29 protein-coding genes are annotated in these 25,022 nt (G+C 65.3%); 15 read left to right on the top strand and 14 right to left on the bottom strand.

Features of this window, described 5'->3' with window-relative positions:
- Positions 1–36: 36 nt before the first annotated feature.
- A complete protein-coding gene (locus NA5_RS17410) occupies positions 37–822 on the bottom strand; it encodes an alpha/beta fold hydrolase (RefSeq protein ID WP_062987271.1) in 786 nt (261 codons plus the stop codon).
- A gap of 12 nt (positions 823–834) precedes the next feature.
- Positions 835–1,266 (bottom strand): type II toxin-antitoxin system Rv0910 family toxin, encoded by a 432-nt coding sequence (locus NA5_RS17405; RefSeq protein ID WP_062987269.1) that lies wholly within the window; start codon positions 1,264–1,266, stop codon positions 835–837.
- Between the two features lie 354 nt (positions 1,267–1,620).
- Between NA5_RS17405 and NA5_RS17400 the strand changes: the two genes are divergently transcribed.
- The 6 genes from NA5_RS17400 to NA5_RS17375 are packed head-to-tail and all read left to right on the top strand — an operon-like array spanning position 1,621 to position 6,888.
- Positions 1,621–3,051 (top strand): ATP-binding protein, encoded by a 1,431-nt coding sequence (locus NA5_RS17400; RefSeq protein WP_062987267.1) that lies wholly within the window; start codon positions 1,621–1,623, stop codon positions 3,049–3,051.
- Positions 3,051–3,479, top strand: a complete 429-nt coding sequence (locus tag NA5_RS17395; RefSeq protein WP_062987265.1) for a roadblock/LC7 domain-containing protein — start codon at positions 3,051–3,053, stop codon at positions 3,477–3,479. The genes NA5_RS17400 and NA5_RS17395 overlap by 1 nt, the downstream gene beginning before the upstream one ends.
- Complete coding sequence (locus NA5_RS17390; RefSeq protein WP_063037917.1) at positions 3,476–3,826, top strand: DUF742 domain-containing protein; 351 nt, start codon at positions 3,476–3,478, stop codon at positions 3,824–3,826. Before NA5_RS17395 ends, NA5_RS17390 begins: the two co-directional genes overlap by 4 nt.
- Entirely contained in the window at positions 3,801–4,406 is a 606-nt protein-coding gene (locus tag NA5_RS17385) for a GTP-binding protein (protein WP_040689533.1), read from the top strand. Before NA5_RS17390 ends, NA5_RS17385 begins: the two co-directional genes overlap by 26 nt.
- A 44-nt stretch (positions 4,407–4,450) precedes the next feature.
- A complete protein-coding gene (locus NA5_RS17380) occupies positions 4,451–5,659 on the top strand; it encodes a cytochrome P450 (protein WP_245672269.1) in 1,209 nt (402 codons plus the stop codon).
- An 8-nt stretch (positions 5,660–5,667) separates the two neighbouring features.
- The gene (locus NA5_RS17375; RefSeq protein ID WP_062987259.1) at positions 5,668–6,888 is read left to right on the top strand and encodes a cytochrome P450 family protein; all 1,221 of its coding nucleotides are present in this window, start codon (positions 5,668–5,670) and stop codon (positions 6,886–6,888) included.
- A 63-nt stretch (positions 6,889–6,951) separates the two neighbouring features.
- Here the strand turns inward: NA5_RS17375 and NA5_RS17370 are convergent, their stop codons facing one another.
- Both NA5_RS17370 and NA5_RS17365 read right to left on the bottom strand, forming a co-directional pair.
- On the bottom strand, positions 6,952–7,896 hold the full coding sequence (locus tag NA5_RS17370; RefSeq protein ID WP_062987257.1) for a pyridoxamine 5'-phosphate oxidase family protein: 945 nt from the start codon (positions 7,894–7,896) through the stop codon (positions 6,952–6,954).
- A 182-nt stretch (positions 7,897–8,078) separates the two neighbouring features.
- Entirely contained in the window at positions 8,079–8,684 is a 606-nt protein-coding gene (locus tag NA5_RS17365; RefSeq protein ID WP_062987255.1) for a TetR/AcrR family transcriptional regulator, read from the bottom strand.
- 122 nt (positions 8,685–8,806) lie between these two features.
- On the opposite strand from NA5_RS17365, the gene NA5_RS17360 reads away from it, so the two are divergent.
- Positions 8,807–9,619: a class I SAM-dependent methyltransferase gene (locus NA5_RS17360; protein WP_062987253.1), complete on the top strand. Its 813-nt coding sequence runs from the start codon at positions 8,807–8,809 to the stop codon at positions 9,617–9,619.
- A 35-nt stretch (positions 9,620–9,654) separates the two neighbouring features.
- On the opposite strand, the gene sigJ is transcribed toward NA5_RS17360, so the two are convergent.
- A complete protein-coding gene (gene sigJ / locus NA5_RS17355; protein WP_062987251.1) occupies positions 9,655–10,545 on the bottom strand; it encodes an RNA polymerase sigma factor SigJ in 891 nt (296 codons plus the stop codon).
- Between the two features lie 131 nt (positions 10,546–10,676).
- On the opposite strand from sigJ, the gene NA5_RS17350 reads away from it, so the two are divergent.
- On the top strand, positions 10,677–11,255 hold the full coding sequence (locus tag NA5_RS17350) for an NADPH-dependent FMN reductase (protein ID WP_062987249.1): 579 nt from the start codon (positions 10,677–10,679) through the stop codon (positions 11,253–11,255).
- 76 nt (positions 11,256–11,331) lie between these two features.
- The gene (locus NA5_RS17345; RefSeq protein WP_062987510.1) at positions 11,332–11,805 is read left to right on the top strand and encodes a YybH family protein; all 474 of its coding nucleotides are present in this window, start codon (positions 11,332–11,334) and stop codon (positions 11,803–11,805) included.
- Between the two features lie 186 nt (positions 11,806–11,991).
- Here NA5_RS17345 and NA5_RS17340 read toward each other — a convergent pair whose 3' ends face one another.
- Positions 11,992–12,741 (bottom strand): TetR family transcriptional regulator, encoded by a 750-nt coding sequence (locus NA5_RS17340; RefSeq protein ID WP_062987248.1) that lies wholly within the window; start codon positions 12,739–12,741, stop codon positions 11,992–11,994.
- 95 nt (positions 12,742–12,836) lie between these two features.
- Here NA5_RS17340 and NA5_RS17335 point away from each other — a divergent pair, with 95 nt between their 5' ends.
- Positions 12,837–14,048, top strand: coding sequence for an FAD-dependent monooxygenase (locus NA5_RS17335; protein ID WP_062987246.1), 1,212 nt, complete (start codon positions 12,837–12,839; stop codon positions 14,046–14,048).
- A gap of 12 nt (positions 14,049–14,060) precedes the next feature.
- Here NA5_RS17335 and NA5_RS17330 read toward each other — a convergent pair whose 3' ends face one another.
- Positions 14,061–14,912, bottom strand: coding sequence for an alpha/beta fold hydrolase (locus tag NA5_RS17330; protein ID WP_062987244.1), 852 nt, complete (start codon positions 14,910–14,912; stop codon positions 14,061–14,063).
- A gap of 103 nt (positions 14,913–15,015) precedes the next feature.
- Here NA5_RS17330 and NA5_RS17325 point away from each other — a divergent pair, with 103 nt between their 5' ends.
- A complete protein-coding gene (locus tag NA5_RS17325; protein ID WP_062987242.1) occupies positions 15,016–15,408 on the top strand; it encodes a hypothetical protein in 393 nt (130 codons plus the stop codon).
- 26 nt (positions 15,409–15,434) lie between these two features.
- Here the strand turns inward: NA5_RS17325 and NA5_RS17320 are convergent, their stop codons facing one another.
- Positions 15,435–15,626, bottom strand: coding sequence for a hypothetical protein (locus tag NA5_RS17320; RefSeq protein WP_062987240.1), 192 nt, complete (start codon positions 15,624–15,626; stop codon positions 15,435–15,437).
- 81 nt (positions 15,627–15,707) lie between these two features.
- The gene (locus tag NA5_RS17315) at positions 15,708–16,532 is read right to left on the bottom strand and encodes a class I SAM-dependent methyltransferase (RefSeq protein WP_062987238.1); all 825 of its coding nucleotides are present in this window, start codon (positions 16,530–16,532) and stop codon (positions 15,708–15,710) included.
- Between the two features lie 168 nt (positions 16,533–16,700).
- Here NA5_RS17315 and NA5_RS17310 point away from each other — a divergent pair, with 168 nt between their 5' ends.
- Positions 16,701–17,438 (top strand): PP2C family protein-serine/threonine phosphatase, encoded by a 738-nt coding sequence (locus NA5_RS17310; RefSeq protein WP_157110477.1) that lies wholly within the window; start codon positions 16,701–16,703, stop codon positions 17,436–17,438.
- 72 nt (positions 17,439–17,510) lie between these two features.
- Here the strand turns inward: NA5_RS17310 and NA5_RS17305 are convergent, their stop codons facing one another.
- Together NA5_RS17305 and NA5_RS17300 are read right to left on the bottom strand one after the other, a co-directional pair.
- The gene (locus NA5_RS17305; protein WP_084484211.1) at positions 17,511–17,960 is read right to left on the bottom strand and encodes a DUF4267 domain-containing protein; all 450 of its coding nucleotides are present in this window, start codon (positions 17,958–17,960) and stop codon (positions 17,511–17,513) included.
- 36 nt (positions 17,961–17,996) lie between these two features.
- Positions 17,997–19,307 carry an FAD-binding oxidoreductase gene (locus NA5_RS17300; RefSeq protein ID WP_062987236.1) on the bottom strand — a complete coding sequence of 437 codons (1,311 nt, stop codon included), beginning with the start codon at positions 19,305–19,307 and terminating at the stop codon, positions 17,997–17,999.
- 119 nt (positions 19,308–19,426) lie between these two features.
- Between NA5_RS17300 and NA5_RS17295 the strand changes: the two genes are divergently transcribed.
- Together NA5_RS17295 and ald are read left to right on the top strand one after the other, a co-directional pair.
- Entirely contained in the window at positions 19,427–20,398 is a 972-nt protein-coding gene (locus tag NA5_RS17295; protein ID WP_218020110.1) for a LysR family transcriptional regulator, read from the top strand.
- 255 nt (positions 20,399–20,653) lie between these two features.
- Positions 20,654–21,760 (top strand): alanine dehydrogenase, encoded by a 1,107-nt coding sequence (gene ald / locus NA5_RS17290; protein WP_062987234.1) that lies wholly within the window; start codon positions 20,654–20,656, stop codon positions 21,758–21,760.
- Here ald and NA5_RS17285 read toward each other — a convergent pair.
- Entirely contained in the window at positions 21,757–22,260 is a 504-nt protein-coding gene (locus NA5_RS17285) for an Lrp/AsnC family transcriptional regulator (protein ID WP_245672276.1), read from the bottom strand. The genes ald and NA5_RS17285 overlap by 4 nt on opposite strands.
- Positions 22,261–22,500: 240 nt before the next feature.
- On the opposite strand from NA5_RS17285, the gene NA5_RS17280 reads away from it, so the two are divergent.
- Positions 22,501–23,421, top strand: a complete 921-nt coding sequence (locus tag NA5_RS17280) for an EamA family transporter (protein WP_084484209.1) — start codon at positions 22,501–22,503, stop codon at positions 23,419–23,421.
- A gap of 121 nt (positions 23,422–23,542) precedes the next feature.
- Here the strand turns inward: NA5_RS17280 and NA5_RS17275 are convergent, their stop codons facing one another.
- Positions 23,543–24,112 carry a DJ-1/PfpI family protein gene (locus tag NA5_RS17275; protein WP_157110476.1) on the bottom strand — a complete coding sequence of 190 codons (570 nt, stop codon included), beginning with the start codon at positions 24,110–24,112 and terminating at the stop codon, positions 23,543–23,545.
- A gap of 60 nt (positions 24,113–24,172) precedes the next feature.
- Positions 24,173–25,022 (bottom strand): amidase family protein (locus NA5_RS17270; protein WP_245672268.1); only part of this gene is annotated, 850 nt, incomplete at its 5' end.

The raw sequence follows: 25,022 nt of genomic DNA, 5'->3' as shown, positions 1-25,022 counted from the left end.
GCGTCCGAGTTCGCCTGTGCACCAGGCGAACTCGGACTACGGACGGTTCGCGTCCAGGAATTCCAGGACGAGTGGACTTGCGGTGCTTCGGAATTCGTCGAAGTAGGCGTGCCGGGCACCCGGGATCCAGGCCAGCCGCGCCCCCGGAATCCGTTCCGCGAGCAACGGCGCGTTCGCCGCGGGGTTGAACCGGTCCTCGCTCCCGTGCACGATCAGTGTCGGGACCGCGATGTGCGCGAGCACATCCCATGCGTCATGTCTATTACTCGCGTAGAGATGTCTGCGCTTCGCGTAGGCGGGCATGGCCGGATCGCCGAGGGTGTTGAACGGCCCGGACGCGTTCGCCAGATACTCCGGGGTGTACATCAGTTCCAACAGCGCCTGTCGCGCCGCCACCGGATCGGGCTGGGCCAGTGACCTGCGCACCCCGGCGTCCCGCTCGACAGCGTGGCGACCACCCGGTGACGTGCAGCCGAGCACCAGCGTATGCACCCGATCCGGGAACCGCGCGGCCAGCCACTGCGCGACCCGACCTCCCATGGACGTGCCGTACACCGCGGTCTTCTCGATGCCGAGAGCGTCGAGCACCGCGATCGCGTCCTCGGCGAATCCGAGGGTGCTGTACGGAATATCCGGCTTATCGCTGTCACCGGTGCCGCGGTAGTCGAGTGAGACGGTGCGGTACGCGGTCTCGAAGTCGGCGCGGATTCCATCCCACCAGTGGTGGTTGTTGGCCTGCCCGGTGAGCAGCAGCAGCGGCGGACCGTCACCGCCGGTCTGATACGCGATCCGGGCGCCATCCGCGGCCTCGGCATGCGACACGTCGAATTCCCCTCAGCCGTAGAGCGCGACGAAACGCTCCAACGAGCGCTCGATATCACCCTTCAGCGCCCGCGCGACACCGGAACCGATCGGGCCGAACAGCGGTGCGCCGCCGAGATCGATATCGACGGTGACCTCCGAGCCCGCACCCTTCGCGGCGACGAGCAGTTCGAGCTTGAATTTGGTACCGCCCTTGCCGGTTCCGCTCAAGGCGAGTCGGCGCGGCGGTTCAGCGGCCTTGACCGTCCAGGTGACTCGATTGCGCAGTCCCTTGACCGACGCGACACCGACCAGTTGGGTACCGACCGTCAGTTCGGCGGGCACCTCGTTGCGCCACGCCTCGTGCATGAGGAGCCATTTGTCGAGTTCGGACAGGTTGGAGGTATGTGACCAGGCCTCCTGTGGCGGAATCGGCACGTCGACGGACACCTTGAGCTTTGCCATTCGCGCATAGTATCCGGTACCCGGGGTTCGCTATTTATGGCATTCGGCCATGCCGATCGGGCGGTACGCGAAATCCTCGGGGGCGCTGGCAGTTCGAGGAATCAGAATGTGGTCCTCGGATCGAGAGAGACTTCCCCGCGATGCTGCTACTGTGGGCGGGTCGTCGGGTGCCGAGCTACTGATCGGCTCGATCCGGGCGGTGGGTGATTCTTCGAATCGCTTGCCGTGCGGGCACTCTGGGGTTGGTGCCGGTGTCGATGTGGCCGCATTCGACGAATGTTGATCCTGGTCGGCGTCGCGAGGAAGGCGAGACAACGCGCAGTGACTCCGGCTGTCGCAACGACGAGAGAGCTGATGAATCAAGATATCGCCGTGGTGCTTTCATGGATCCTCGCCCCCGCTCTCATTATTGCCGTGGCGGCGGCGTTGTATGTAGCGCAGTACGCGAAACAACAGAAGATCCGCGCCGACGCCCTCAATAGAGCGAATCGGGCGCAGGAGGAAACCCTCGAGCACTTCGCCGGGCAGACACTACCGGCGATGACCGAAGCGGTGCGCCGCTTCGAGGCACCGGTTTCGGCCATCGAGGTGCCGACGGGTCAGGAGAATTCCCGGTTCGTCCAGTGCCTGCAATGGATTTCCGAGCGGTACGCCGATGACCTGCGCATGGTGCAGTCGGAGGCGCACGAGCAGGCGGTGCGCGAGGCCGAGGAAAAGGCGCAGCAGGCGATCAAGGCGACAGAGGAGGCCACTCGCGCCGAGATCGAATCCGCCTCGCGGGCCGCGACCAGTGCGGCGGTGCGCTCCTTCGGCACCTCCGTGGTCAGCCTCGGCGCGGATGTCAGTCAGGTGGTGAGCGCCGCGCTGCGCGAGCACCGCGACGACGAGGTCTACGCCACCCTGACCCGCATCGACCACACCGTGCAGCAGATGCTGCGGCAGGCGCAGTCGTATGTGATCGTCTGTGGTGGTCTGCCGGGTCGACGCTGGCCCGCACAGTCGCTCACCGATGTGGTCGGCGGCGCGATCGGGCGTGTGCGTGACTACCTGCGGGTGCGGGCCAACCAGCTCGACCGCATCGTCATCAGCCGCGCGGTGGAACCGCTCGTGCACACCCTGGCCACGCTGCTCGACAACGCGCTGCGCTACTCCCCGCCGACGTCGTATGTGGATGTGACCTTCCAGGAGGGCCACCACGGCGTCACCGTCATCATCGACGATGCCGGTGTGCGGATGAACGCGGAGCAGATGGAGGAGGCCAGGCAGGTACTCGCCAACGAGCGTCCGATCGACATCCACCAGCTCGGCCCGTCCCCGCGCGTCGGTTTCCCCGGCATCGCGGCACTGGCCCGACGCTACGGATTCACCGTCTACATCGATGGCCCGAACGTTTACGGCGGTATGCGGGCGATGGTCTACATCCCCGAGGCGCTGCTCGTCACCGCGGTGGCCAACGCCGAACCGGCCGTTCCCGCCGTCACCCCGGCCCCGGAACCCGTGCCGACCGCTGTCGCCGAGGATAAGCCCTTCGAATTATCCCCGGTTCCGGTCTTGGCCGGGGTGGGCGAACAACCCGCCGAGAACGAGGAGTTCGCTGTGCACGAGATCACCAGTGGCGGCCTACCCAAGCGACGCCGTCGGGCGGTGTCTTCGGTACCCGCTCAGACCGGCACCGAATCCGAAGCGGGACAGGCTCGTCCCGAAATCGCCTCCGCCTGGCAGATGGGTTCCAAGAGCGGCCGTGAGGCTGCTGCCTCCGATAACAGCGAAGGGATGTCATCCTGATGAGCACACCGGTGACCGACAGCAGCAATAGGCTGGGTTGGCTACTCGAGGATCTCAGCAACGTTCCCGGCGTCCGGTTCGCGGTGCTGCTGTCCGACGACGGACTGCGGATCGCGCACTCCGACGGTGTCAACAAGGATGATGCCGAGCGTTTCGCCGCGGCCGCCTCGGGTCTGCGGTCACTAGGCAAGGCGCTCGGTGAATTCTGTGGTGGCCTCGACAACGGTGTGCGCCAGAACATGACCGAATACGACCAGGGCATGATCCTCATCACCGCGGCGGGCGAGGGTGCACTGCTCGGTGTTTCGACGACGCCCGAAACCGATATCGGTCTGGTCGCGCACCGCATGAACGAACTCGCCGGGCGGGTCGGGCACGAGTTAGGCGCCCAGCCGCGCGGAAGGGTTGAGGGCGGCTTGACGTCATGACGAGGTCCCGGCGAGACCCCGACTTGGTCCGGGCCTATGTGCGCACCGGGGGGCGGATCCGTCCCAGTCGCGAGCTGGACCTGGTCACCCTGGTCGTCGCCGCCAAAGATCCGGCACCTGGTGCGACGCCCGATGCGCGCCAGGTGCTGAACCTGTGCAGCCGTCGCAGCGCCCTGTCCATCGCCGAGATCGCCGCCTATCTCGACCTACCGCCGTCCGTGGTGAAGATCGTCGTCGCCGATCTGCTGGACAGCGAACACCTGGCTACTCCGACCCCGGCCGAAGTCATGCCGGAGATCACCCTGCTCGAGGAGGTACTCAATGGGCTCCGCGCTCTCCCGGCCTGAGCGCACTGTCGACTATGTGCCGGAGACCGTGACCCGGTCGGTAAAGCTCTTGGTTGCAGGCAATTTCGGTGTCGGCAAAACGACATTCGTGAACAGCGTTTCGGAGATCCGGCCGCTGCGCACGGAAGAGACGATCACCGAGGCCAGTGTCGGCGTCGACGATATGGCCGGGCTACCCGGCAAATCGCAGACGACCGTGGCGATGGATTTCGGCCGCATCACGCTGAATCCCACACTCGCGCTGTATCTGTTCGGGACGCCGGGGCAGCGGCGCTTCGTCCCGCTGTGGGAGGAGTTGGCGCGCGGTGCGCTCGGCGCCCTGGTCCTGGTGGACACCCGGCGCATCGAGAAGGCCGACGAGGTGCTGTCCGTGCTCGAGGAGCGCGGGGTCCAGTATTCGGTCGCGGTCAATCAGTTCGAAGGCGCCAAGCGCTATCCGCTCGAAGAGATCCGGGACGCACTGGATCTCGCGCCGGATACTCCGCTGACTTCACTCGACGCGCGGCAGCGCAGCACTTGTCTGCGGTCGCTGATCACGCTCGTCGAATTCCTATTCCATCGCCAGGAGTCCCGGAAGTAACCGACGCATTGCACAGTGATTCAACAAAGCCCGGCCCTATCGCGTTGGGGTCGCCGATCGATACCGACGGCCCGCGCGTACCGCTCTACTCCGAGGAGTTCGCAGCAGATCCGCACCGCGCGTATCGGGAAATGCGCCGCCAGTACGGATCTCTGGTACCGGTCGACCTATCCCCGGGTGTACCGGCCACCTTGGTGATCGGCTATCACACCGCCGTACGAATCCTCAACGATCCCGACCACTTTCCGGCGGATCCACGCACCTGGCAGCAGGATATTCCCGGCGAATGCCCGGTCCTGCCGATGCTGGAATGGCGTCCGAATGCCTTGCGCAGCGCGGGAAACGAGCATTTGCGCTATCGGCAGGCGAATGCGGCGAGTCTCGGCGAAATCGATCTGCACGCATTGCATGCCGTGGTGGAAAAGGTCGCCGTCCCGCTGATCAATGCCTTCTGCGGTGACGGCGCGGCCGACCTGATCAGCCAGTACGCATTTCCGCTCAGCTTCCAGGTGCTGAATGTGATGCTCGGCTGCCCGGCGGAGATCGGCCAGCAGGTCGCCACCGGGATGGCGGCGATCTTCGAGGGCATCAACGCCGACAAGGGCAATGCGATGCTCACCGACGCGCTGTTCGAACTCGTCACGCAGAAGCGCAGCGTTCCCGGTGACGACATCACCTCGCGGCTGATCGCGCATCCGACCGTGCTCTCGGACGAGGAGATGATCCACCAGCTCGTCACCATCTACGGCGCGGGTATCGAACCGCAGCAGAATCTGATCACCAACACACTGCTGCTGATGATGACCGACGACCGGTTCGCGGGCAACGTGCACGGTGGAAGTCTTTCCACCCGGGACGCACTCGACGAAGTGCTTTTCACCGACCCACCGATGGCGAACTACTGCGTCTCCTATCCGAGACAGCCGATTCTCATCGACGGCGTCTGGCTACCCGCTCACCAGCCGGTCGTCATCAGTATGTCCGGATGCAATAATGATCCCGCCGTCGGGGTGAGCGAATTCGGGCCCAACCGTTCGCATCTGGCGTGGAGTGTGGGCCCACATTCCTGCCCGGCGCGGTCGGTGGCCTATCTCATCGTCCAGGACGCCATCGACCAACTGCTCGACGCACTCCCCGAAATGCGTTTGGCGATAGAGCCCGAACAACTCAGCTGGCGCCCGGGACCGTTCCATCGGGCCCTGGTGTCCCTGCCCGTCACCTTTCCCAAATCCCCTCCGCTAGCCATGCTTTAAGGAGTTCTGTGGCGCAACAACCTATTACCCTGGATCTGACGGGAACCGATATCCAGGGCGAATCCGCACGCCTTCGCGAGCGTGGTCCGGTGGCGCTGGTGGAATTGCCCGGCGGTGTGCGGGCCTGGTCGGTAACCGATGCCGGGCTGCTCAAGAAGTTGCTTGTCGATGCGCGGGTTTCCAAGGATGCGAGCCAGCACTGGCCTGCCTTCATCAATGGCGAGATCCCGCAGGACTGGCCGCTTTTCCTGTGGGTCGCGGTGAACAATATGTTCACCGCCTACGGTGCGGACCACAAGCGGCTGCGCAAGTTGGTCGCGCCCGCGTTCACCCATCGGCGCACCGAGGCGATGCGCGGGCGGATCGAGCGGATCACCGAGGAACTGCTCGCCGAACTCGCGAAGACGCCAGTGGGCGAATCGGTCGATCTGCGTGAGGGTTTCGCGTATCCGCTGCCGATTCAGGTCATTTCCGAATTGATGGGTGTGCCCGAAGAACTCAATCCGGGCTTGCGCACATGCGTCGACGGTATCTTCGACACCTCGCTCGGTCCGGAGGAGTCGCAGGCGAACTACATGGAGATGTATCGAATCCTCGGTGAATTGGTGGCGTATCGGCGCGACCACCCCGGCGACGATATGACGAGTCTGCTGATCTCACACCGCGACGAGGACGACGGATCCCAGCTCACCGAGCAGGAGTTGATCGACACGCTGTTGCTCGTCATCAGTGCCGGGCACGAGACCACCGTCAACCTGCTCGACCAGGCGATCTTCGCGTTGCTGACCGATGCGGAGCAGCGCGCCGCGGTGATCGAGGAACGGGCCAGCTGGGCCGATCTGGTCGAGGAGGCGCTGCGGTTCGAGGCGCCGGTCGCCCATCTGCCGCTGCGGTTCGCGGTCGACGATATCGAGATCGACGGGGTGCATATCGCCAAGGGTGATCCGATTCTCGCCTCGTACGCGGCCGCCAACCGTGATCCGAAAGTGCACGGCGATACCGCCGATCAATTCGATGTGGCCCGAGACAATAAGGACCACTTGGCTTTCGGATACGGCGTGCACCATTGCCTCGGTGCGCCGTTGGCGCGGCTCGAGGCGCTGGTGTCGTTGCCCGCGATCTTCGCGCGCTTTCCGAATATGCGGCTGGCGGCGGATCCGTCCGAGTTGGGGACGGTGGTCAGCTTCATCTCCAATGGGCATGCCAGGCTGCCGGTTACACTGAATTAGTCCACCTGAAAAACCGGGCCCCCTTCCGATTTCGATCGGGAGGGGGTTCGTGCCTTTCCCGGGTCAGCTGATGGCGTCGATGCGGCCTTGTTTTCGGGCTCGAGCCAGTCCGCGCCTGGCCATCAATCCGTTGGCCAGCAACAGCAGTGTCTTGTTCGGGGGTGCGATGAATCCGGATTCGGTGTGCGGTGCGTAGGTCGCGTCGGTGCCGTCGATTTCGATCCAGCCGGTGTGCTGGCGGCATTCGAGGCCGACGAGTTGTGGGCGGTAGGTGTGGGCGAGCAGCCCGGCGCGGCGGTCGCCCTGGGCGACTTCCGCTGGGACTGTGAGCTTTACGCCCGCCTCGCTCGACCCGGTGACGTGCACGGGAACCACGGCCGGATAGCCGTCGGACTGGCGGTAGGCGAGCAGGCAGTGCGGCAGTTTCGTTGCGCGTGCGGTGGCCTTGGCGCTGTCGATCCGGGGGCCGGTGCCTTTGGCGGGCGGCTTCTGTGAGTCAGCAGTGGTGGGCAGCGGTTCGCCGAAGACCTCGGGTTCGCCGGTCGCATCCAGATTCGGCCAGACGATGATCCGGGTGACCGCGACCGTCACCACAACTCTGTCGGTGTAATAGGCGCTGAGCCAGCGGTCCCAGAAGCGGCCGCGTCGCGGTGCGCCCAAATATGGCGTTGCTTGCTCGCCGAGTCGATCGAGGGCCTCCTGATCCGGCTCGGCGTCGAAACTTGCGATGCCCTGCACCAGTACGAAGCTCTGATTGTGTTGATCACCCAGACCATGCTCACGCGCGTGATAGGCGAGCGCGACCTTCGGCTCCCGTTTGATCCGCTCCAGTTTGCGTCCGAACCCGAGCGAGGTCGTGAACCCGACCGTCCCCAACTCCCGGTTCCGCATCCCGATCGGCGATACCGCGGTCACCACCGCCCCACCGGCCGGAGTGATATAGGCCAATCCAGCGGTGAGATCACCACGCAACACATCATCGATTTCGTCCGGCCAGGTAACTGCCATGCGCGGCAGAGTAGTCCCCTTGCCGAGCCGTCATATCGCATATGCGCAATCGGCGGCGATTCTGTTGCTCCGGACCGCGATTCGCGTGCCGACGGCCCAGCCGCGGGCACCAGGTCCATTCATCCTGTTCGAGAATGTCGAGGGCCGGGGTAGTCGGGACAGCACGGCTGTGCGCGCATCCGCTAGATGTCCGGCTGCCGATCGAGCAGTCCTCGGTCGATGAGGTCGTGCACCCGCCCGACCGCGAATTCGATGGCGGCTGGATCGGCCGGTAGCGGGCCGTCGATCAGCAGACAGGCCAGCCCGTGGACCGCCGACCAAGCGGCGATTTCCGCGCCGGGTCTGCGTTCGGGGTGGAGTAGTCCGGCCGACTGCGCCTGATCGAGTACGCGGCCGAGGATTCCGTAGGGGTTGGTGCTGCCGGTCTGCGGTTCGAGCGAGGCGGCGGGTTCGGCGTGCACGCCGAATGCCGTGCGGAACAGCCCGGGCTGGTTCAGTGCGAAATCGATGTATGCGGTGCCGACCGCTTGCAGCCGTCGGCGTGGGTCACGGGTGCGGGCGATGCGGCGACTCATCTCGGCGGCAAGCTCGCCGCGGGCGTGGCCCGCCACTTCGGCGAGCAGTGCCTCGCGGTCGGCGAAATGGCGGTAGGCCGCCGAATGCGAAACCCCGGCCGTGCGGGCGACTTCACGCAGAATCACCCGGTCCGGTCCGCCGTCCCGTGCCAACGCCACGCCTGCCTCGATGAGGGCTGAGCGCAGCGCGCCGTGGTGGTAGGGCTTGCTCATGCCGACAGGATCGCATATCGACCGACATGTTGACAGCGGTCACATCGGGGTCGCATACTCGAATATGTGACCAGTGGTTACTTTCCTGGTCGGTTTGTTGTCGTATACCGAAAAGGGCTGGAATGAAAGATATTTCGATCGACATCCCTTATGCGACCGGCATCTCCCGGCTCGGCATCGAACGCGCCCTGATCGCCGCGGGCAGGGACCTCGGCAGACTCCGGCTCGAAGATATCGCGTTGGTCGAGGACTTTCACACCATGGGTCGCATCGCCACGTATCAACTGGTGGAGCTGACCGGTCTCACGCAGCGCAGCCGGGTGCTCGACGCCGGCAGCGGGATCGGCGGGACCGCCCGTTTCATCGCGGACCGATGCGGTTGCCCGGTGACCACCGTGGATCTGACCACCGACTATTGCGATACCGCCGAATGGCTCAATGAGCTTGTCGGACTGCGAGATCGGATCGCGGTGCACCGAGCCGACGTCACCGCGCTGCCCTTCGCCGACGACAGTTTCGATGTGACCTTCAGCCAGCACGTGCAGATGAATGTGGCCGACAAGGACCTGCTCTACCGAGAGGCCCGCCGGGTCCTGGTCGCGGGCGGCCTACTCGCGATCTGGGATATCACCGCGGGTTCCGGTGGCGACCCGGGCTATCCGTTGCCATGGGCCGAGCGACCGGAACAGAGCCATCTGGTGACTTCCAATGCGTTGTGCGGGGCAATCGAGACAGCGGGTTTCGTGATCGAGCAGTGCAATGACCGCACCGAACAAGCGGCCGCGACCATGCGGGCGATACTGGACTCGCCACCAGATCCCATTGGGCTGCATGCCTTCGTCCCGAACTTCGCCGAGAAGGCCGAGAACCTGACCCGCGGTTTGGCTGACGGCAGCCTCCGGGCCGTTCAGGTTATCGCCCGCGCGGTGCGGTAATCGGCCACGCGGGACATCCTGGTCCCATCGAGCAGTCAGCGGGTTGTCCAAGGCCGCAGTTTCTCCGGGTTTCGGATGGCCCAGATGCGGGTGATCCGGTCGTCTTCGATGTCGAAGGCGTAGACCGACACGATGGTGTCGGCGAGCTGAGCCACCAGGCCGGGTTGGCCGTTCACCGTGCGCTCCAGCAGCACGATCTCGGGGGCGCGGGCGGCGATATCGATCCAGGCGCGGGCGATCTGCTCGCCGCCGGTGATCGGGTGGAGGAAGGCTGGAGCCAGGCCGCCGCTGTCGGCCGTCGCGGTCGCCTGCGGATCGAGCAGGCCGATCAGAGCCTGGATATCTCGCGTCTCCCAGGCCCGTTTGAAGTCCCGGACCACTTCGGCGCGTTGGGTTGGTGGCGGACTCTGCGAGGTGCGGATGCGGCGGCGGGCTGAGGAGGCGAGCTGGCGACAAGCCGCGGGACTGCGCCCGACGATGCCGGATACCTCTGCGAAGGAGTAGCGGAAGACATCGTGCAAGACGAACGCCACCCGTTCGGCCGGTGTCATGGAATCCAGTACCACGAGGAAGGCCATACTGATCGACTCGTCGAGAGTGACCCGGTCGGCGGGATCGGCCGGAACGGGACCACCAAACCATTCGGAATGCCCGGGTACCGGCTCCGGAATCCATTCGCCCACATAGCGTTCCCGCCTGGCGCGTGCCGAGCCGAGCAGATCGAGACAGATCCGGCTGGCGACCGTCGTCAGCCACGCGCCGGGGGCCGCCACCTCCCGCCGCTGCTGCTCGGACAGTGCGTACCAGCGCGCGTAGGTCTCCTGCACCACATCCTCGGCCTCGGCGAGAGAGCCGAGCAGCCGGTAGGCGAGATTGAGCAGCTGACGGCGTTCGCTGATCACCTCGGGCAGGTGCGGGTCGGTCATTGTCGGCTCCTTCGGTCTGTGTCCCTCACCGAAATCGACGAATCAGCGCACCGAAATGTGAGGCGGCCTGACATTCCGGACGGCTGTGTCGTCGGAAGGTCGACACTGTCAGCAAAGCAGGAGTTCGGAACATGATCAGAATCGGCATCATCCTCGGCAGTACCCGGCCCAACCGCAAAGGCCCGCAGGTCGCCCAGTGGGTTCTGGACACGGCAGCGCAGCGCGGCGACGCCGAGTTCGAACTGATCGATCTGCGCGAGCACCCGCTACCGCATCTTGACGAGCCCGCGCCGCCGATGTTCGGCCCGTCGGTGCACGAACACACCCGCGCCTGGGCCGAGCGGATCGCCCCGTTCGACGGCTTCGTGTTGGTGACACCGGAATACAACGGTGGTGTTCCCGGGGTGCTGAAGAACGCCATCGACCACCTGTGCGCGGAATGGACCGACAAGGCGGTCGGATTCGTCTCCTACGGCGTGAGCGGCGGCGCCCGCGCCGTCGTGCAGCTGCGGACGGTCTGCGGCACGCTGGGCATGGCCGACGTGGGCTATCAGGTCGCGATCTCGGTGCTCACCGATTTCGAGAACCACGCGACCTTCACACCGCGTGACCACCATGTCGCCGCGCTGAACAAGACGCTGGATCAGGTCATCGCCTGGAGCACCGCACTCGCGCCGCTGCGCGCCGAGTCGCCGGTCACTGTCGGCTGAGACCGTCACCGGCGAATCACTTTCGAAACCACGAAGGACCGTCTTGCGGTCAGAAATTTCTTGAATGGAGAGTCCGATGACTTCGAACGAATCCGAAGTTGGTACAGCCACACCTACGCAACGCGAGGTCGATGAAGCCGAGATCGCGCGGCACGTCGACAAGATAGTCGCGGGAATCCGGGAAAAGGATCTCGAGGCCCTGAGACAGCTGTACACGGCCGATGTCGTGTCCTTCGACGTCGAGCCGCCGCTGCAGCATGTCGGTATTGCCGCGAAATTGGAGAACTGGGCGAAGGTGTTCATGGTCTTCGAAGATGTGAGTTATGAGGTTCGCGACCTGACACTCACGGTGGGCGATGATGTGGCATTCGGGCACGGCTTCGGTCGTCTCAGCGGCACGCTGAAGAACGGAACGGCGACGAGCGGTATGTGGGTCCGGGTCACCTTCGGCTTCCGGAAGGTCGACGGCAATTGGGTGATCACGCACGACCAGGTCTCCGTGCCGTTCGACATTTCGACCGGCAGAGGAGTGGCCGACCTCGTACCCTGAGCCGGGACATCGCGGGCGGGCTGCGGCCATGGAGCTGCTCACCGCTACCTGGGGGTTCCGATCGCATTTCTTCCGCAACCGGTCGCCGCGCTCACACGACGAGTGTCAGCGCGGCGGCTGTGGCTGAGGTACGGAGTCCGCTCAGCGCACACGAAGCGCGGTACCTCGAACGTCTCGAAAAGAATCTCATAATTTGCCAGTCTGCTTGCTCAAATGCCGGTAGAGCGTGGCGCGCGAGACGTCGAACTCGGCGGCGATCTCCTCGATCGGACGGCCGGAATCGCGCATGCGGCGGGCGGATTCGATCATTTCCGAGGTCATCGCGCCGGGGCGGCCTCGACGGTTCGGGCTGGTGGTGGGGACCGCCGCGGCCGGTAGGGGGACGGGATCACTGTGGGCGGCCGAATCGCCGAGTAATCGCCGGGTGCCATCGAGAATCGCCTCGCGCAACTCGTCGGCGGGCCGGTCGGCGAAGATGACCACCGGATCGCTCAGTGCCGCATAGACCTGCGCGGCCCGCACTCGGGTGGTGAAATCGGCACGCGGCCCGGCAATCAGTTCCTGTGCCGACAGCGCGATGGTCCGCAATCGCGCGAAGGTTGCCTCGTCGGCGGATAATGCCTGGTCCTGCATCTGCATCCGCAATAGCTGACCATGTGAGAGCCATACCTCCAGCAGTCCGGCCACCACCGACCAGCGCCGCGCCTGCGCGTCCCGCCCGCGTGCCGCTGCCGTGAGCACCGCTTCGCTGTCGACCAGCAGCGGCTCGACGAGCGCGGCGACGATATCGCTCTTACTCGGGAAGTGATAGAGCACAGCGGTTTTCGTCAGCCCGACCTGTTCGGCGATCTCGCGCACGGAAACCGTGTGGTATCCGCGCTCGGCGAACAGGTCGAGCGCGGTCCGCAGGATGCGGGCACGCGAATCGTCGGCCATGGTGACCGATCCTACCGCTTGACTGACCGTTGGTCAGCGTCATACAGTCATCTCACTGACCAACGGTCAGATATTTTCGAGACAAGGAGCGGGCAATGCGGATTCTGATCTCCGGTGCGAGCATCGCCGGACAGACACTGGCGTATTGGCTTGTGCGGCACGGCTTTCAGCCGACCATCGTCGAGCGCGCGGCCGGGCTGCGCGTCGGTGGCCAAGGGGTGGACGTGCGGGATCAAGCGATCGAAGTCGCCGAGCGCATGGGCATCATGGCGCAGATCCGTTCGGCGGCCGCCGATGTCGCCGGTATGCGTTTCGTGAACGCCATCGGTGATCCCGTCGCCCAGGTGGATATGCAGAAGATCAAGGACAAGTACGGCAGTGCCGAGGTGGAGATCATGCGCGGCGATCTGGTGCGGATCCTGCATGACGGCAATACCGATGTGGAATACCTGTTCGGCGATTCGATTCGGGCCCTCGATGAGGATGACCACGGCGTCACCGTCACGTTCGAACGCGCTGCGCAACGGAGGTTCGACCTGGTCATCGGTGCGGACGGCCTGCACTCCACGGTGCGCCGCCTGGCCTTCGGTCCGGAATCGGATTTCGTCCGCCACCTCGACCACTACTTCGCCTTCGGCAACGCCGATGCCGCGCTCGGACCCGACCGGTGGGTCAGCGTCTACAACACCCCGGGCGCGATGGCAGGCATCTACCGTTCCGGCAGGCACGCACAGGCCAAGGCGTACTTCATGTTCCGCAGCCCACTGCTCGACCTCGATCCGCGCGATGCCGCCGCGGCCCGCGCGGTGCTGACCGACCGTTTCGGCACGGAATCCGCATGGCACGTGGCACAACTGCTCGACGGCGCGCTCGCCGACCCGGACTTGTATTTCGACTCCCTCGGCCAGGTCCGGATGGATTCCTGGTCGACCGGCCGCATCGCCCTGGTCGGTGACGCCGCCTATTGCGCCTCACCCGCTTCCGGAGCCGGTGCCGAACTCGCCCTCGTCGGCGCATACCGGCTCGCCGGAGCGCTCGCCGCCGCGAAGGGCGACTACCGCACCGGTTTTCGCCGCTACGAGCAGAGCCACCGCGCACTGGTCGACCGCAAACAGCAAATCGGACCGAACCTGCGGCTGATGGTGCCGAAAACCCACTGGGGCATGGCAATTCGGAATACCTTGACGCGACTTCCCGTGCTGGAGTCCTTGGCAGGTATGGAACGCATCATGGCGCCGAAGACGAACGAGTCCTTGCCGGAGTATCCGGAGATTCCGGTCACTGCCAAGACATGCCGTCCGGCGTAGGGACCGCTGAGCTCAGCGCCGGAGGAATTCCAGGGTGGCGCGTTCGAAGGCGGACTTGGCCTCGATCATGACCCAGTGCCCGCTGTTCGGGAACACATGCAGTTCGGCATTGGGAATCTGCCGCATCGGCACCAGGGCCATATCCGGCGGACTGACCCGGTCGTCCAGTCCCCAGGTGAGCAGGGTCGGGCACTGTACCTTGTGCAGCATGGACCAATAGGGCGGCGTATTCGAATTCGCCAGGAATTTCTGCTGCATGGCCCATGCGGCCGAGCCGTACATCATGGCGGCGGTCTTCTGGGTGTCCGGATGCTGCGCGGCCGCCCAGCGCTCCTCGATGATCTCATCGGTGATCACCGCGGGATCGTAGACCATGGCACGTAACCAGCGCAGCAGCTTGTCCCGATCGGGTTTGTCGGCGAATTCCTGCAGCAGCCGAATCCCTTCGCTCGGACTGGAGCTGAAGATATTCGGACCGATCCCGCCGATGGTGACCAGCTTGCGCACCCGCTGCGGATGCTGAATCGCCAGATTCGCCGCGACGACACCACCCATCGAATTGCCGACCATGGCCGCCGACTCGATGCCGAGCCCGTCCATGAACCGCAAAACCGCCGCGCCCGCGGTCAGCACGGGATGTCCGTCCACCGGGTCGCTCACGCCGAATCCGGGAAATTCGAGGATGTAGCAGTGGAAGTGCTCGGCGAAGACCGCGAGATTCCCGCGATAGTTACGCCACCCGTTCACGCCGATCCCGGAGCCGTGCAGCAGTAACAGCGGCGGCCCGTCGCCCGCCTCGTGATAGCGCAGCACGCCCTGATCGGTGGCGAGCTCCCGTTTCGTGCCTTCGTATGTCACGTCCATACCCGACACGTTAGAACACGTTCTAGCGCGGTTCGTGGAGGACCGCCGTGATCGGTCTATGATCTGCGCTTGCAACTCGGCACCGTAGGACGAGGACCGAATCATGAGCTACCGAACGATCACGACCGTACTCGGCACCGCGCTCGCCGCACTGGCCTGGACCGCGCCGACGGCGAATGCCGCGGTGACCAGAGTTGGGGTGATGCCGGATTCGAACTTCGGCTTGGCGACCAACTACGGCACCGACTGTCCGGCCACCGCTGAGGCCTATGTGAACAACGCGGCCGAACTCGTCTCCTTCTACGACAACGGCGTGCTGTTCGGTGTGGTCCGCCCGCAGGGCGGCATCGCCCTGCTGACCTGGATCCCGAAGACCACCGGCCCGCATACGCTCAGCGCCGTGCAGGCCCCGGATGTCACGCCCATCGGGACGGTGGACGTCCGAGTCGGCACCGGCGTACACGTCGGCTTCGCTTGCCTCGTGTTCGGCAGCTGAAATCAGGCTATTCGGCCTCGGGGTGCTCAGAGCACCCCGATAGCCTTGAGTAGTAGCAGGGTCAGACCGGCCGTACCCGCGAAGGCGACGCCGCCGTCGCGGATCACGATGCCCGCGGGCGAGCCGCTGACCTTGGAGAGGATTCCGGAAATCACCGCGACGATGATGCCGACGAGCACGGCGACGACAACGAACAAGACCTGAACGGTAGTGGACACTCGACGCTCCCTCGATGTGGATCGTCGCAGTGTAAAGAGTGCGGTGGCTATCGCGTAGCAAAGCTGCGGGAAACGCTGCGGCTAGGCCGGTTTGGTGGCCGCCAATCCGTACAACAGCGGGAGGATCGGGTCCGGCGGAGGGAGCCGGAACCAGCCGTTGTCGGTGCGGGTCATGCGGGACCAGCGCGGCCACGGCAACATCTCGGTTTCGGTGAGATCGGTAATGCGCAGGCCCGCGCCGATCAGGGCACTGATCACCTCGCCGAGCCCGTGGCGCCACTCGTAAACCGTGGTGTCGCTGGTCAATGCCGGACCGTCGGTGTATGTATGGTCGCTGACCCGCCGCTGAGCGCCACGTCCTTCGAGGTAATCATCGTGCAGGACAAGCGAATCCGGATCGACCCCGGCTGGTGGCGTTGGTCCGAGGGAGTGCAGCAGCGGGTGGAATTCGACGATGTACACCAGGCCGCCTGGGCGCAGCAGTTCGGCGAGTACCGACGCCCAGCGTGGCAGGTCGGGCAGATAACAGAGCGCGCCCTTGCCGGTGTAGACGATATCGAATTGCCTGTGCCCCACCGCATTCGGCGCATCATATACATCGGCGCACACATACTCGACGGCATCGGCGGCGAGTTCTCGAGCGTGCCGAATCGATGCTGGGGAGAAGTCGAGACCGACCGCCGTCGCTCCGCGCTTGGCGAATTCGATTGTCTCCGTGCCGAGATGGCACTGGAGATGCAGCACATCGCGGTCGCGCACGTCACCGAGGACGTCCCATTCGAAGGGTGCGAACCAGTACGACGAATCGCGATCGCGATAGAAGTCGCTGGCCGCGTGAATCGGGGCACGGGCATCCCAGTTTCCGCGGTTCGCAAGCAGCTGATCCAGGCCGTCGTCGCTGTCCACGGACCCATCGTATTTCGGGAGCGGGACCCCAACGGCGGATGCGCCGAGGATTCACAGGATTCCCTCACGTAATTTTGGCACGGTACACGGAAAATCGAGGTTCACTGGAGTCACAGAGTTGTGCGGATCGGCAGCGAGGGGGCAGGTCCAGCCCGAGGAGGTCAGACCTTGCAGACAACCGCTTCGATCGCCATCGTCCGCTCCGAGCCGGAAAGGCTCGGCATCACGCCCGGTGTGGTGAGCACCCGTGGGCGGCGTTCGCTCAATGCGGACGCCTTCGCCACCTACACCGACCCCGCCGTCGGGCGCACCGCATTCGTTGTTGCCGATGGGGTCGGCGACAATCTGCCCGCGGCCAGGGCGGCGCGGACCGCGGCCTCGGTCGCCGCGCGGATCGGTGCGGGCAACGGCGCGCTTGCCGGTGTGGTCGCGGCCCAACAGGAGTTGCTGCGTGAATTCCCGGAGGAGCAAGCCGACAGTGTGCTGGTGATCGCCGTGCTGCCCGCGGCCGATCAGCCCGACGGCGCCTGCGATATCGCCTGGGTCGGCGACTGTCGCGCCTACCGCTGGAACGGTCGGGTGCTGCATCAGATAACCACCGACCACACCGTCGCTGAGTTCATGCGCGCCAGGGGGATTCGCCCGGCGAACCGGATGGATCACCTCGTCACCACCTCCACCCGCACCGCGAGTCCGGAGGTCATCGGCCGCGCCGCCACCGGATCGAGCCGGGGCAGGCTGCTGTTGAGCACCGACGGTGTGCACAAGCGGCTCGACATGGTCGCCATCAAGTCGATACTCGTCGCGGGCGAAACCGCTGCCAATTGCGCGGAAACCTTGGTGGACAACGCATTACAAGCCGGTAGCACCGATAACGCGACCGCACTCGTTGTGGACTGCCGCTGATCCCGTTTCCTGAATGACCGTGCCGCGTCGGCGCTCGGCATCGAACGGTCCGACGCGGTCCACATCCACCGATCAGCGGCTTGTGCGGGGCCGGGTCTCGCGCAGCAGTAGGAAGCCGGTGGCTGCGACGAGGGCCGCAGTAACGCCGTGGACGCTGAGGGCGGTTGCCGTAGAGCCGTTCCGCACGAGAATGGTCAGCATGTCCCCGGCCGGGACCAGCGCGATGGTGAGGGTCGCGATGGCGAGCGCCCGGCGTTGGCGGGTTACAAGCAGGGTCAGGATGATCAAGCCGGTGACGGTGTCCCGGACCCCCTTGACGTTCAGGAAGGCGGCGGCCGCGCCTTCGGGGGTGGCCGGTAGCCCGAAACTGGGTGCCATCGATTGCGGCGCTATGAGGTAGCCGACGCCGATGAAGAGGATGAACGCCCCTCCGATCAGGGACAGCGCGGTGGCGAGACGGCTGGTGCCGGTGCCGGTTTCACGGCGTGATAGGGGGGTTCGGGCCGAATCTTGCTGAAGCATAGGTCTATTCATTCTTTCTCGGTGAAGGTGGAACGGTCAGTGCAGGATCGGGAAGTTGGCGCGGAACACCGAGTGGGGATCGCGGGCGCGCTTGAGATCTCGCAACCTGGCCAGGGTGTCGGCGGTGAACACCTGCGAGGTGGTGTCGCCCGCGGTGAGGGCGGTGTAGGGCTTACGCCCGCTGATCCGTGGGCCGAGATCAGCGAGGAGGCGCTTCTGGGTGGCGCGAACGTCGGCCGATGTGTCGGAGTCGGCACCGGAAGCCTGCAGGTAGAGTGCATATGCTTCATCGAAGGGCGGATTCGCGCCGTGAGTGGGCTCGGCCAGAGCCCCGCCCAGTTGCCGGATCTGGATGCCCATCAGCGAATCGATCGGGTCGGTCAGCAGGATCTCGGCGGCGGTTTCGTCGAGGACGGTGAGCAGTTCGGTCTGGATCAGGCTGGGGCCCGGTTCGGTCGGCTCGTTGACGATGGCGCCCAATTCGGCCGGGGACAGTTCCCGGCGCGTGTCCGCGATGACCGCACCGACGGAATCCAAGCGGCGCAACAACTCCCGCCCGCGGTCCGGCGAACCCAGATAAGCGGCAATGACCGCGATCATGGGCGGCGCCTGCGGGAGCTGCAGGCGATTGATCCAGACCGTCAGCTCCGGTGGTGCGTGTTCGGTGATGTCGAGGAAAGCGTCGCGCACGGCGGTGGTCCGCTCGGCGGGCCAGACGACCAGACCGCCGTACAGGGACGGGGCCGGGAACAGATCGAACTCCATCGCCGTCACGAACGCGAAATCTCCACCGCCGCCGCGCAATCCCCAGAACAGCTCGGGATCGGTATCAGCGGTCACGTGGACCGGCCGACCATCGGCGTCGACGATGTCGAAGGACTGGACGCTGTCGGCCGCCCACCCGTGTTTGCGGCCGAACCACGACATTCCTCCGCCCAGGGTGTATCCGACGACGCTGACCGCCGGGGAACTGCCAGCCAGTCCGGTCAGGCCGTATGGGGCGGCCACCGTCAGCACCTGCCCCCAGTTGACTCCTGCGCCAACCCGTGCGCGCCGTCGCGCAGGATCTATCTCGACTCGGTCGAGGTGACGAGTGCGCACCAGGATGGCGCCCGAAGTATTGCCGGAGGCGCCGTGGCCATTGGGTTGCGCGGTGACGGACAGGCCAGCGCGGCGCGCATAGTCGACCACAGCGGCGATATCCGCCGCATCCTCGGCATGAACCACCGCTGCGACCGGCTGTTCGACAGTCAAGTTCCACGGCAGGCGTGCCGCGTCGAACCCGTCGTCCCCGGGTAGCAATACTCTGCCGCGTGTGATGGACCGTAATCGGTTGTGGGACAGCATATTTCACTTCCGTTGATGGTGTGTGTCTCCGACCTCTTCAGCATCGGGCGGCGGCGGGAATAGATCAACGTGCAATTGCGTATGATCAGATAAGCTGACTTTATTGATGGGAAAACCGTATGGATCCGCGCGAGATCGACCTGCGCGACATCGAGATCTTTCTGACGCTGTCCGCGGAGCTGCACTTCGGTCGCACCGCCGAGCGGTTGCACATCTCGCAGGCCCGGGTCAGTCAGGTGATTCGGAAGCTGGAAGGCCAGGTCGGCGGGAGGCTGTTCGAACGATCCAGTCGCACTGTGGCGCTGACCTTCGTCGGACGACGGCTCCGCGACGACCTGCAGGCCAACTACCGTGACCTCAGGGCGAGCCTGGGCAGGGCAGCGCGAGCAGCCCGTTACGGTGAGACGGGTCTGCTGCGGATCGGTGTCACCAGCAGTAGCCTCGAGGACATCCGGCCACTGCTCAAAGCCTTCCAGACCCGGCATCCGAACTGCAGCCTGCAGATCGAGCATGTGCATTTCGGCAATCCGTTCGGGGCGCTACGCGCCGACGAGATCGACATACTGGTGAGCTGGCTGCCCGTCGAGGAACCCGATCTGGTGGTCGGCCCGGTCCTCTACGAGGAACCATTCATGCTGCTCGTCGCCTCGGATCACCCACTGGCAGAACATGAATCGGCATCCTACGAAGACCTCGCGGACTACGGCGTTTTCGGGACCACCAGCTCCGACCCCGGCAATCGGCCACCCGACTACTGGCAGAGCGCGGCGGTGCCCTTCGCAAGCCCCAGCGGCCGCGCCATCCCGCGAGTCGCCCACGCGGACAACTTTCAAGACATGATCCTGCTCGTAGCGGCGGGTAAGGCCATCACGCCCGTCCACGCCCACGCGATGCTCCACTACTCCCGACCGGACGTGGCCTACATACCCATGCCGGACGCGCCACCCGCACGCTGGGCGTTGATCTGGCGCCGAGGCGGCGAAACCGATCTGATCCGAGATCTGGCCGCTACCGCCACAACCGAGCTCGCGAGACCGAACTGCTCGCCGCCAGCGCAGGCCGCGGAAGATCAACGAGCCGGATCCAGGTGAATTGTCGTACGGCCGTCAGCAATGCGCGCTCAGGGCGATCGGTCAGATCCCGGGGCGTTGGTCCCAGGCTCCGAATATGTTTCGGATCAGCAGTCTCACAGATCTGCGAATATGAATATCGCGATGCGCAAGTTCTGAATTACAGAAGTATCTTCACCAATATGGACCTGATCTTGCATGATCTTCATACTGACACTGAGGTGATCGAACCGATCACATGTCGCCAATCCGCTGGATCGACGTACAGGAGTGTTGATGAAGATCGGAATTCCCCGCGAGGTCAAGAACCATGAGTACCGGGTGGCGTGCACACCCGCCGGTGTGCACGAACTGGTTTCGCGCGGGCACGAGGTGTATGTCGAGGCCGGTGCCGGTCAGGGGTCGGCGTTCGAGGATATGGCGTATGCGGCCGTCGGGGCGCGGGTGCTGGATACCGCCGATGAGGTCTGGGGCACCGCGGAATTGGTGCTCAAGGTGAAAGAGCCGGTGGCCGAGGAGTATTCGCGCATGCGGCAGGGGCAGGTGCTGTTCACCTACCTGCATCTGGCGGCATCCAAGGAGTGCACCGACGCGCTGCTGAACGCCGGAATCACCTCGATCGCCTACGAGACCGTCACCGGTAAGGACGGATCGCTGCCGCTGCTCGCCCCGATGAGCGAGGTCGCCGGACGGCTGGCGCCGCAGGCCGGTGCGTATCACCTGATGCGCAGCGGCGGTGGCCGCGGCGTGCTGATGGGTGGTGTGCCTGGTGCGCGTCCGGCCAAGGTCGTCGTGCTCGGCGGCGGTGTTTCGGGGAGCAATGCGATCGCGGTCGCGGTCGGTATGCACGCGGATGTGACCGTGCTGGATCTGAATATCGCGCGCCTGCGTGCGCTGGACGAGCAGTACCGCGGGCAGGTGCGGACCATCATCTCCAACAGCTTCGAGGTGGAGAGTCTGGTCCGGGAGGCGGATCTGGTGATCGGCGCGGTGCTGGTACCCGGCGCGAAGGCGCCGACGCTGGTGTCCAATGACCTTGTCGCACAGATGAAGCCGGGTTCGGTGCTGGTCGATATCGCCATCGATCAGGGCGGTTGCTTCGCGGATTCGCGTCCGACCACCCATGCCGAGCCGACCTATCGGGTGCACAATTCGGTCTTCTACTGCGTCGCCAACATGCCCGGCGCGGTGCCGTACACCTCGACCGTCGCACTCACCAATGCCACACTGCCGTACGCGATTTCGCTCGCCGAGCGCGGCTGGCGCGATGCGGTCGCCGCGGATGCGGGCCTGGCCGCCGGTCTGAGCACGCACAACGGCCAGCTGCTGTCCGAATCGGTTGCGGCCGCGCACAATTACGCCGCCGAGAGGTTGGCCGCCTAACTCATCGGGCTGGTTCGCGGGCGCACGTGTTCGAAGATGAGGATCGTCTCGGTGGAGGCGACCGCGGGATGTGCGCTCAGGTGTTCCAGCACGAAGACCCGAAGTCCCTCGGTGTCGGCCGTGGCGACATGGATCAGGTAATCGTCGGCACCGGCGATGAAATACACGTTCAGCACCTCGTCGAGTACGGCCAATTGCTCCCCGAACTCGGCGAGGTGCGGACGTGCGTTGGCCTGTACCCGGACCGCGATCATGGCCTGCAGATTCCGGCCGAGCGCGGCCGGATCGATATCGGCGTGGAATCCGCGAATCACCCCGCGCTCCACCAGCGATCGGACCCGCCCCAGACAGGTCGACGGTGCGATACCCGCGACATCGGCGAGCGCGCTGTTGGTCATGCGCCCGTCCCGTGCGAGCTGATCGAGCAGAATCCGGTCGATATCATCCAACTGCACCGCCGGACCGGGCGCGGTCCGCGCGGCACCGACCGCCGGTCCGATCGGCGAATCAATCTTCCTCACCAGGCCAACTGTATCGAAGATCATTCGATCCAGGGCCGGTCATTGCGCTAGGATCGTCGCGTGGATATCTACTGGCATGCCGTTACGCCGCCGCCGTGCGCCTGATCGGGCGCACCTGCTGAATTCCTGATTCGCGGTCCGGGCTGTCCCACGAGGGCAGTCTCGAGGTGATGTCGTGCGCCCGTTTCGAATCCCTGTCGAATTCGATGACGGAAGTGCATGTCCTTGTCTGATATCAAAGATGTTGTTGCGGTTGAGCATTCGGATGTCCGCGCATTCAGCGGTCCGGTTCCCATCCTGACTGCGGCGGTGCTGTGGGGCAGCACCGGAACCGCCAGTTCACTGGCTCCCGCGGGTGCGCCCGCCGCGGCGATCGGATCTGCCGGGCTGGTGCTCGGTGGTCTGTTGTTGTTCTTGTCCACCGGTACGCGGTTGCGGTGCACGCGCGGCGAGTGGTGGCTGGTTGTCGTCGGGGCGTTGGCGGTGGCGGGGTATCCGGTGACCTTCTATCCCGCTGTGGCGCGGACGGGTGTGGCCGTTGCCACGGTGATCGCGCTCGGTAGTGCGCCCGTTTTCGCCGGGCTGTTGGCCTGGGTATCCGGACAGGGTAAGCCGACCCAGCGGTGGGTCGGTGCGACCGCGGCGGCGGTACTCGGCTGCGCTGTCCTGGTGCTCGGACCCGAAGTGACGGGCGGTGCCGCACCGGTCGATCTGCTCGGCATCGTGCTCGCCGCATTCGGTGGACTCACCTACGCGGTCTACTCGCTCATCGGCGGAAGACTCATCGCGCACGGCCATTCGTCGAATGCGGTGATGGGCACGATGTTCGGCATTGCCGGATTGCTGGTGCTGCCGGTTGTGCTGTGCACCAACACATTCTGGCTGCACACCGGTCGCGGCATCGCGGTGGCGCTGCATCTCGCGGTGTTCACCACCTTCGTCGCCTACCGCCTGTTCGGCTACGGCCTGCGGCATACGACCGCGCAGGTGGCGACGACATTGACCCTCGCCGAACCCGCCGTGGCCGCGGTGCTCGGTGTGGTCGTCGTCGGTGAGCGGTTGCCGATCGTGTCGTGGTGCGGATTTGCCGTGCTCGCACTGGGTCTCGCACTCCTGACGCTCGGCGCGCGCGACCGCTGACGGCTGGTGCGCGACGCCGCCGGGCTATGATTCGCTTGGGCCAGTGCGGATTCGGCGGCGTCGAGCACCTTGCCGACGGAGTGCAGAGTTCGGCGAGCACTCGGGTAAACCAGGCGAGGGCTTACTGACCGGGTGCGGGTGCTTTGGCCCGCAACACCTCCAAGAACGCGCGCATCCACTGCGGATGGTCCGGCCAGGCGCGACCGGTCACGATATTGCCGTCGACCTGGGCCGGACTGTCTTCCCATTGCGCGCCAACGGCATTCAGGTCCGGCGCCAGCGCCGGGTAGGCGCTCGACGAACGACCGTTCAGCGCGCCCACGGCAAGCAGGATCAATGGACCATGGCACAGCGCCGCGATCGGTTTGTCCTCGTCGACGAAATGTTTGACGACCCTGCGGCACTGCGCATCGCCGCGCAGATACTCCGGCGCCCGTCCACCGGGCAGCACCAACGCCGCGTACCGACTCGGATCGACGTCGGCCAGCGCGATATCGGCGGGCCAGGTGTGTCCGGGTTTCTCGGTATAGGTGTCGAAACCGTCGACGAAATCGTGCACCACGAACTGCAGCTTCTTGGCGGTCGGGGCGGCCACTTCGACCTCGTACCCCTCCTCGAGCAGCCGCTGGTACGGGTACATGACCTCCAGGTCTTCGGCCGCGTCTCCGGTGATCAGCAATACGCTTGTCACGGCACATCACCTCCGGTGCGAATTTTATCGACAACGGCCGCGCTGGCAGGGGCTTTCGGGCTACGCGGGGCGGGGGTGCGGCCGGATCTTTTCGAGTTGGGCGGCAACGGAGAGGATGGTGGTCTCACCATTCGCCGGTCCGACCAGCTGGACCGACAGCGGGAGCCCATCGGCCGCGATACCCGCGGGCAGTGCGGCGGCCGGATGGCCGGTCACATTCCAGAATCCGGTGAAGGCGACCATGGGGACCGAGGCGAGTTGTGCGCGGATCGGATCCGCATTGTCGAGGACACCGACCCGCGGCGGGCGGTGCGCGATCGTGGGGGTCAGCAGCAGATCACACTGGTCGAAGATGCGATCGGCCTTGCGTGCCAAGGCCGCACCGCGGCGCATGGCCCATTCGACGACCGGCCGGCGTGCCCAGAAACCGAGCGCGAGGTTTTGGCGAGTACGGCGTTCGAGCCGCTCCGGATGGTCGATGAGTGGGATCTCCGCGCGCACACCGCCATAGAACTGCGGATAGAAGGCGAAGGTGAAATCGGGATAGCCCGGATCGATCTCGACGACCGTATGGCCCAGTTGGGCAAGGAGTTCGGCGGTGTCGTGCACCGCGCGCACATGTTCGGGAACCGCTTTCGCGAGCATCGTCTGTGATTTCGTGCTGTAGCCGATGCGCAGGGCGGTCGGGGTGCGCCGCGCGGCCTCCTCGAACGACAGCATCGGATCGGGGGCATGGAAGCGGTCGGTCGGTGTGGCCCCGCGGATGACGTCGTAGACGATCGCCGAATCCAGCACGCTTCGGGTGAGCGGTCCGATGACGCCCAATGCCCACCACAGATGTGCGTTCGGTGCGGTCGGTATCCGTCCGCGCTGGGTTTTCAGGCCGAAGAGTCCACAGCAGGCGGACGGA

Source organism: Nocardia anaemiae NBRC 100462 (genome assembly GCF_001612725.1).
Taxonomy (GTDB): domain Bacteria; phylum Actinomycetota; class Actinomycetes; order Mycobacteriales; family Mycobacteriaceae; genus Nocardia; species Nocardia anaemiae.
The sequence above is the reverse complement of the archived record's forward strand: the minus strand, read 5'-3'. Positions and strand labels throughout refer to the sequence as shown.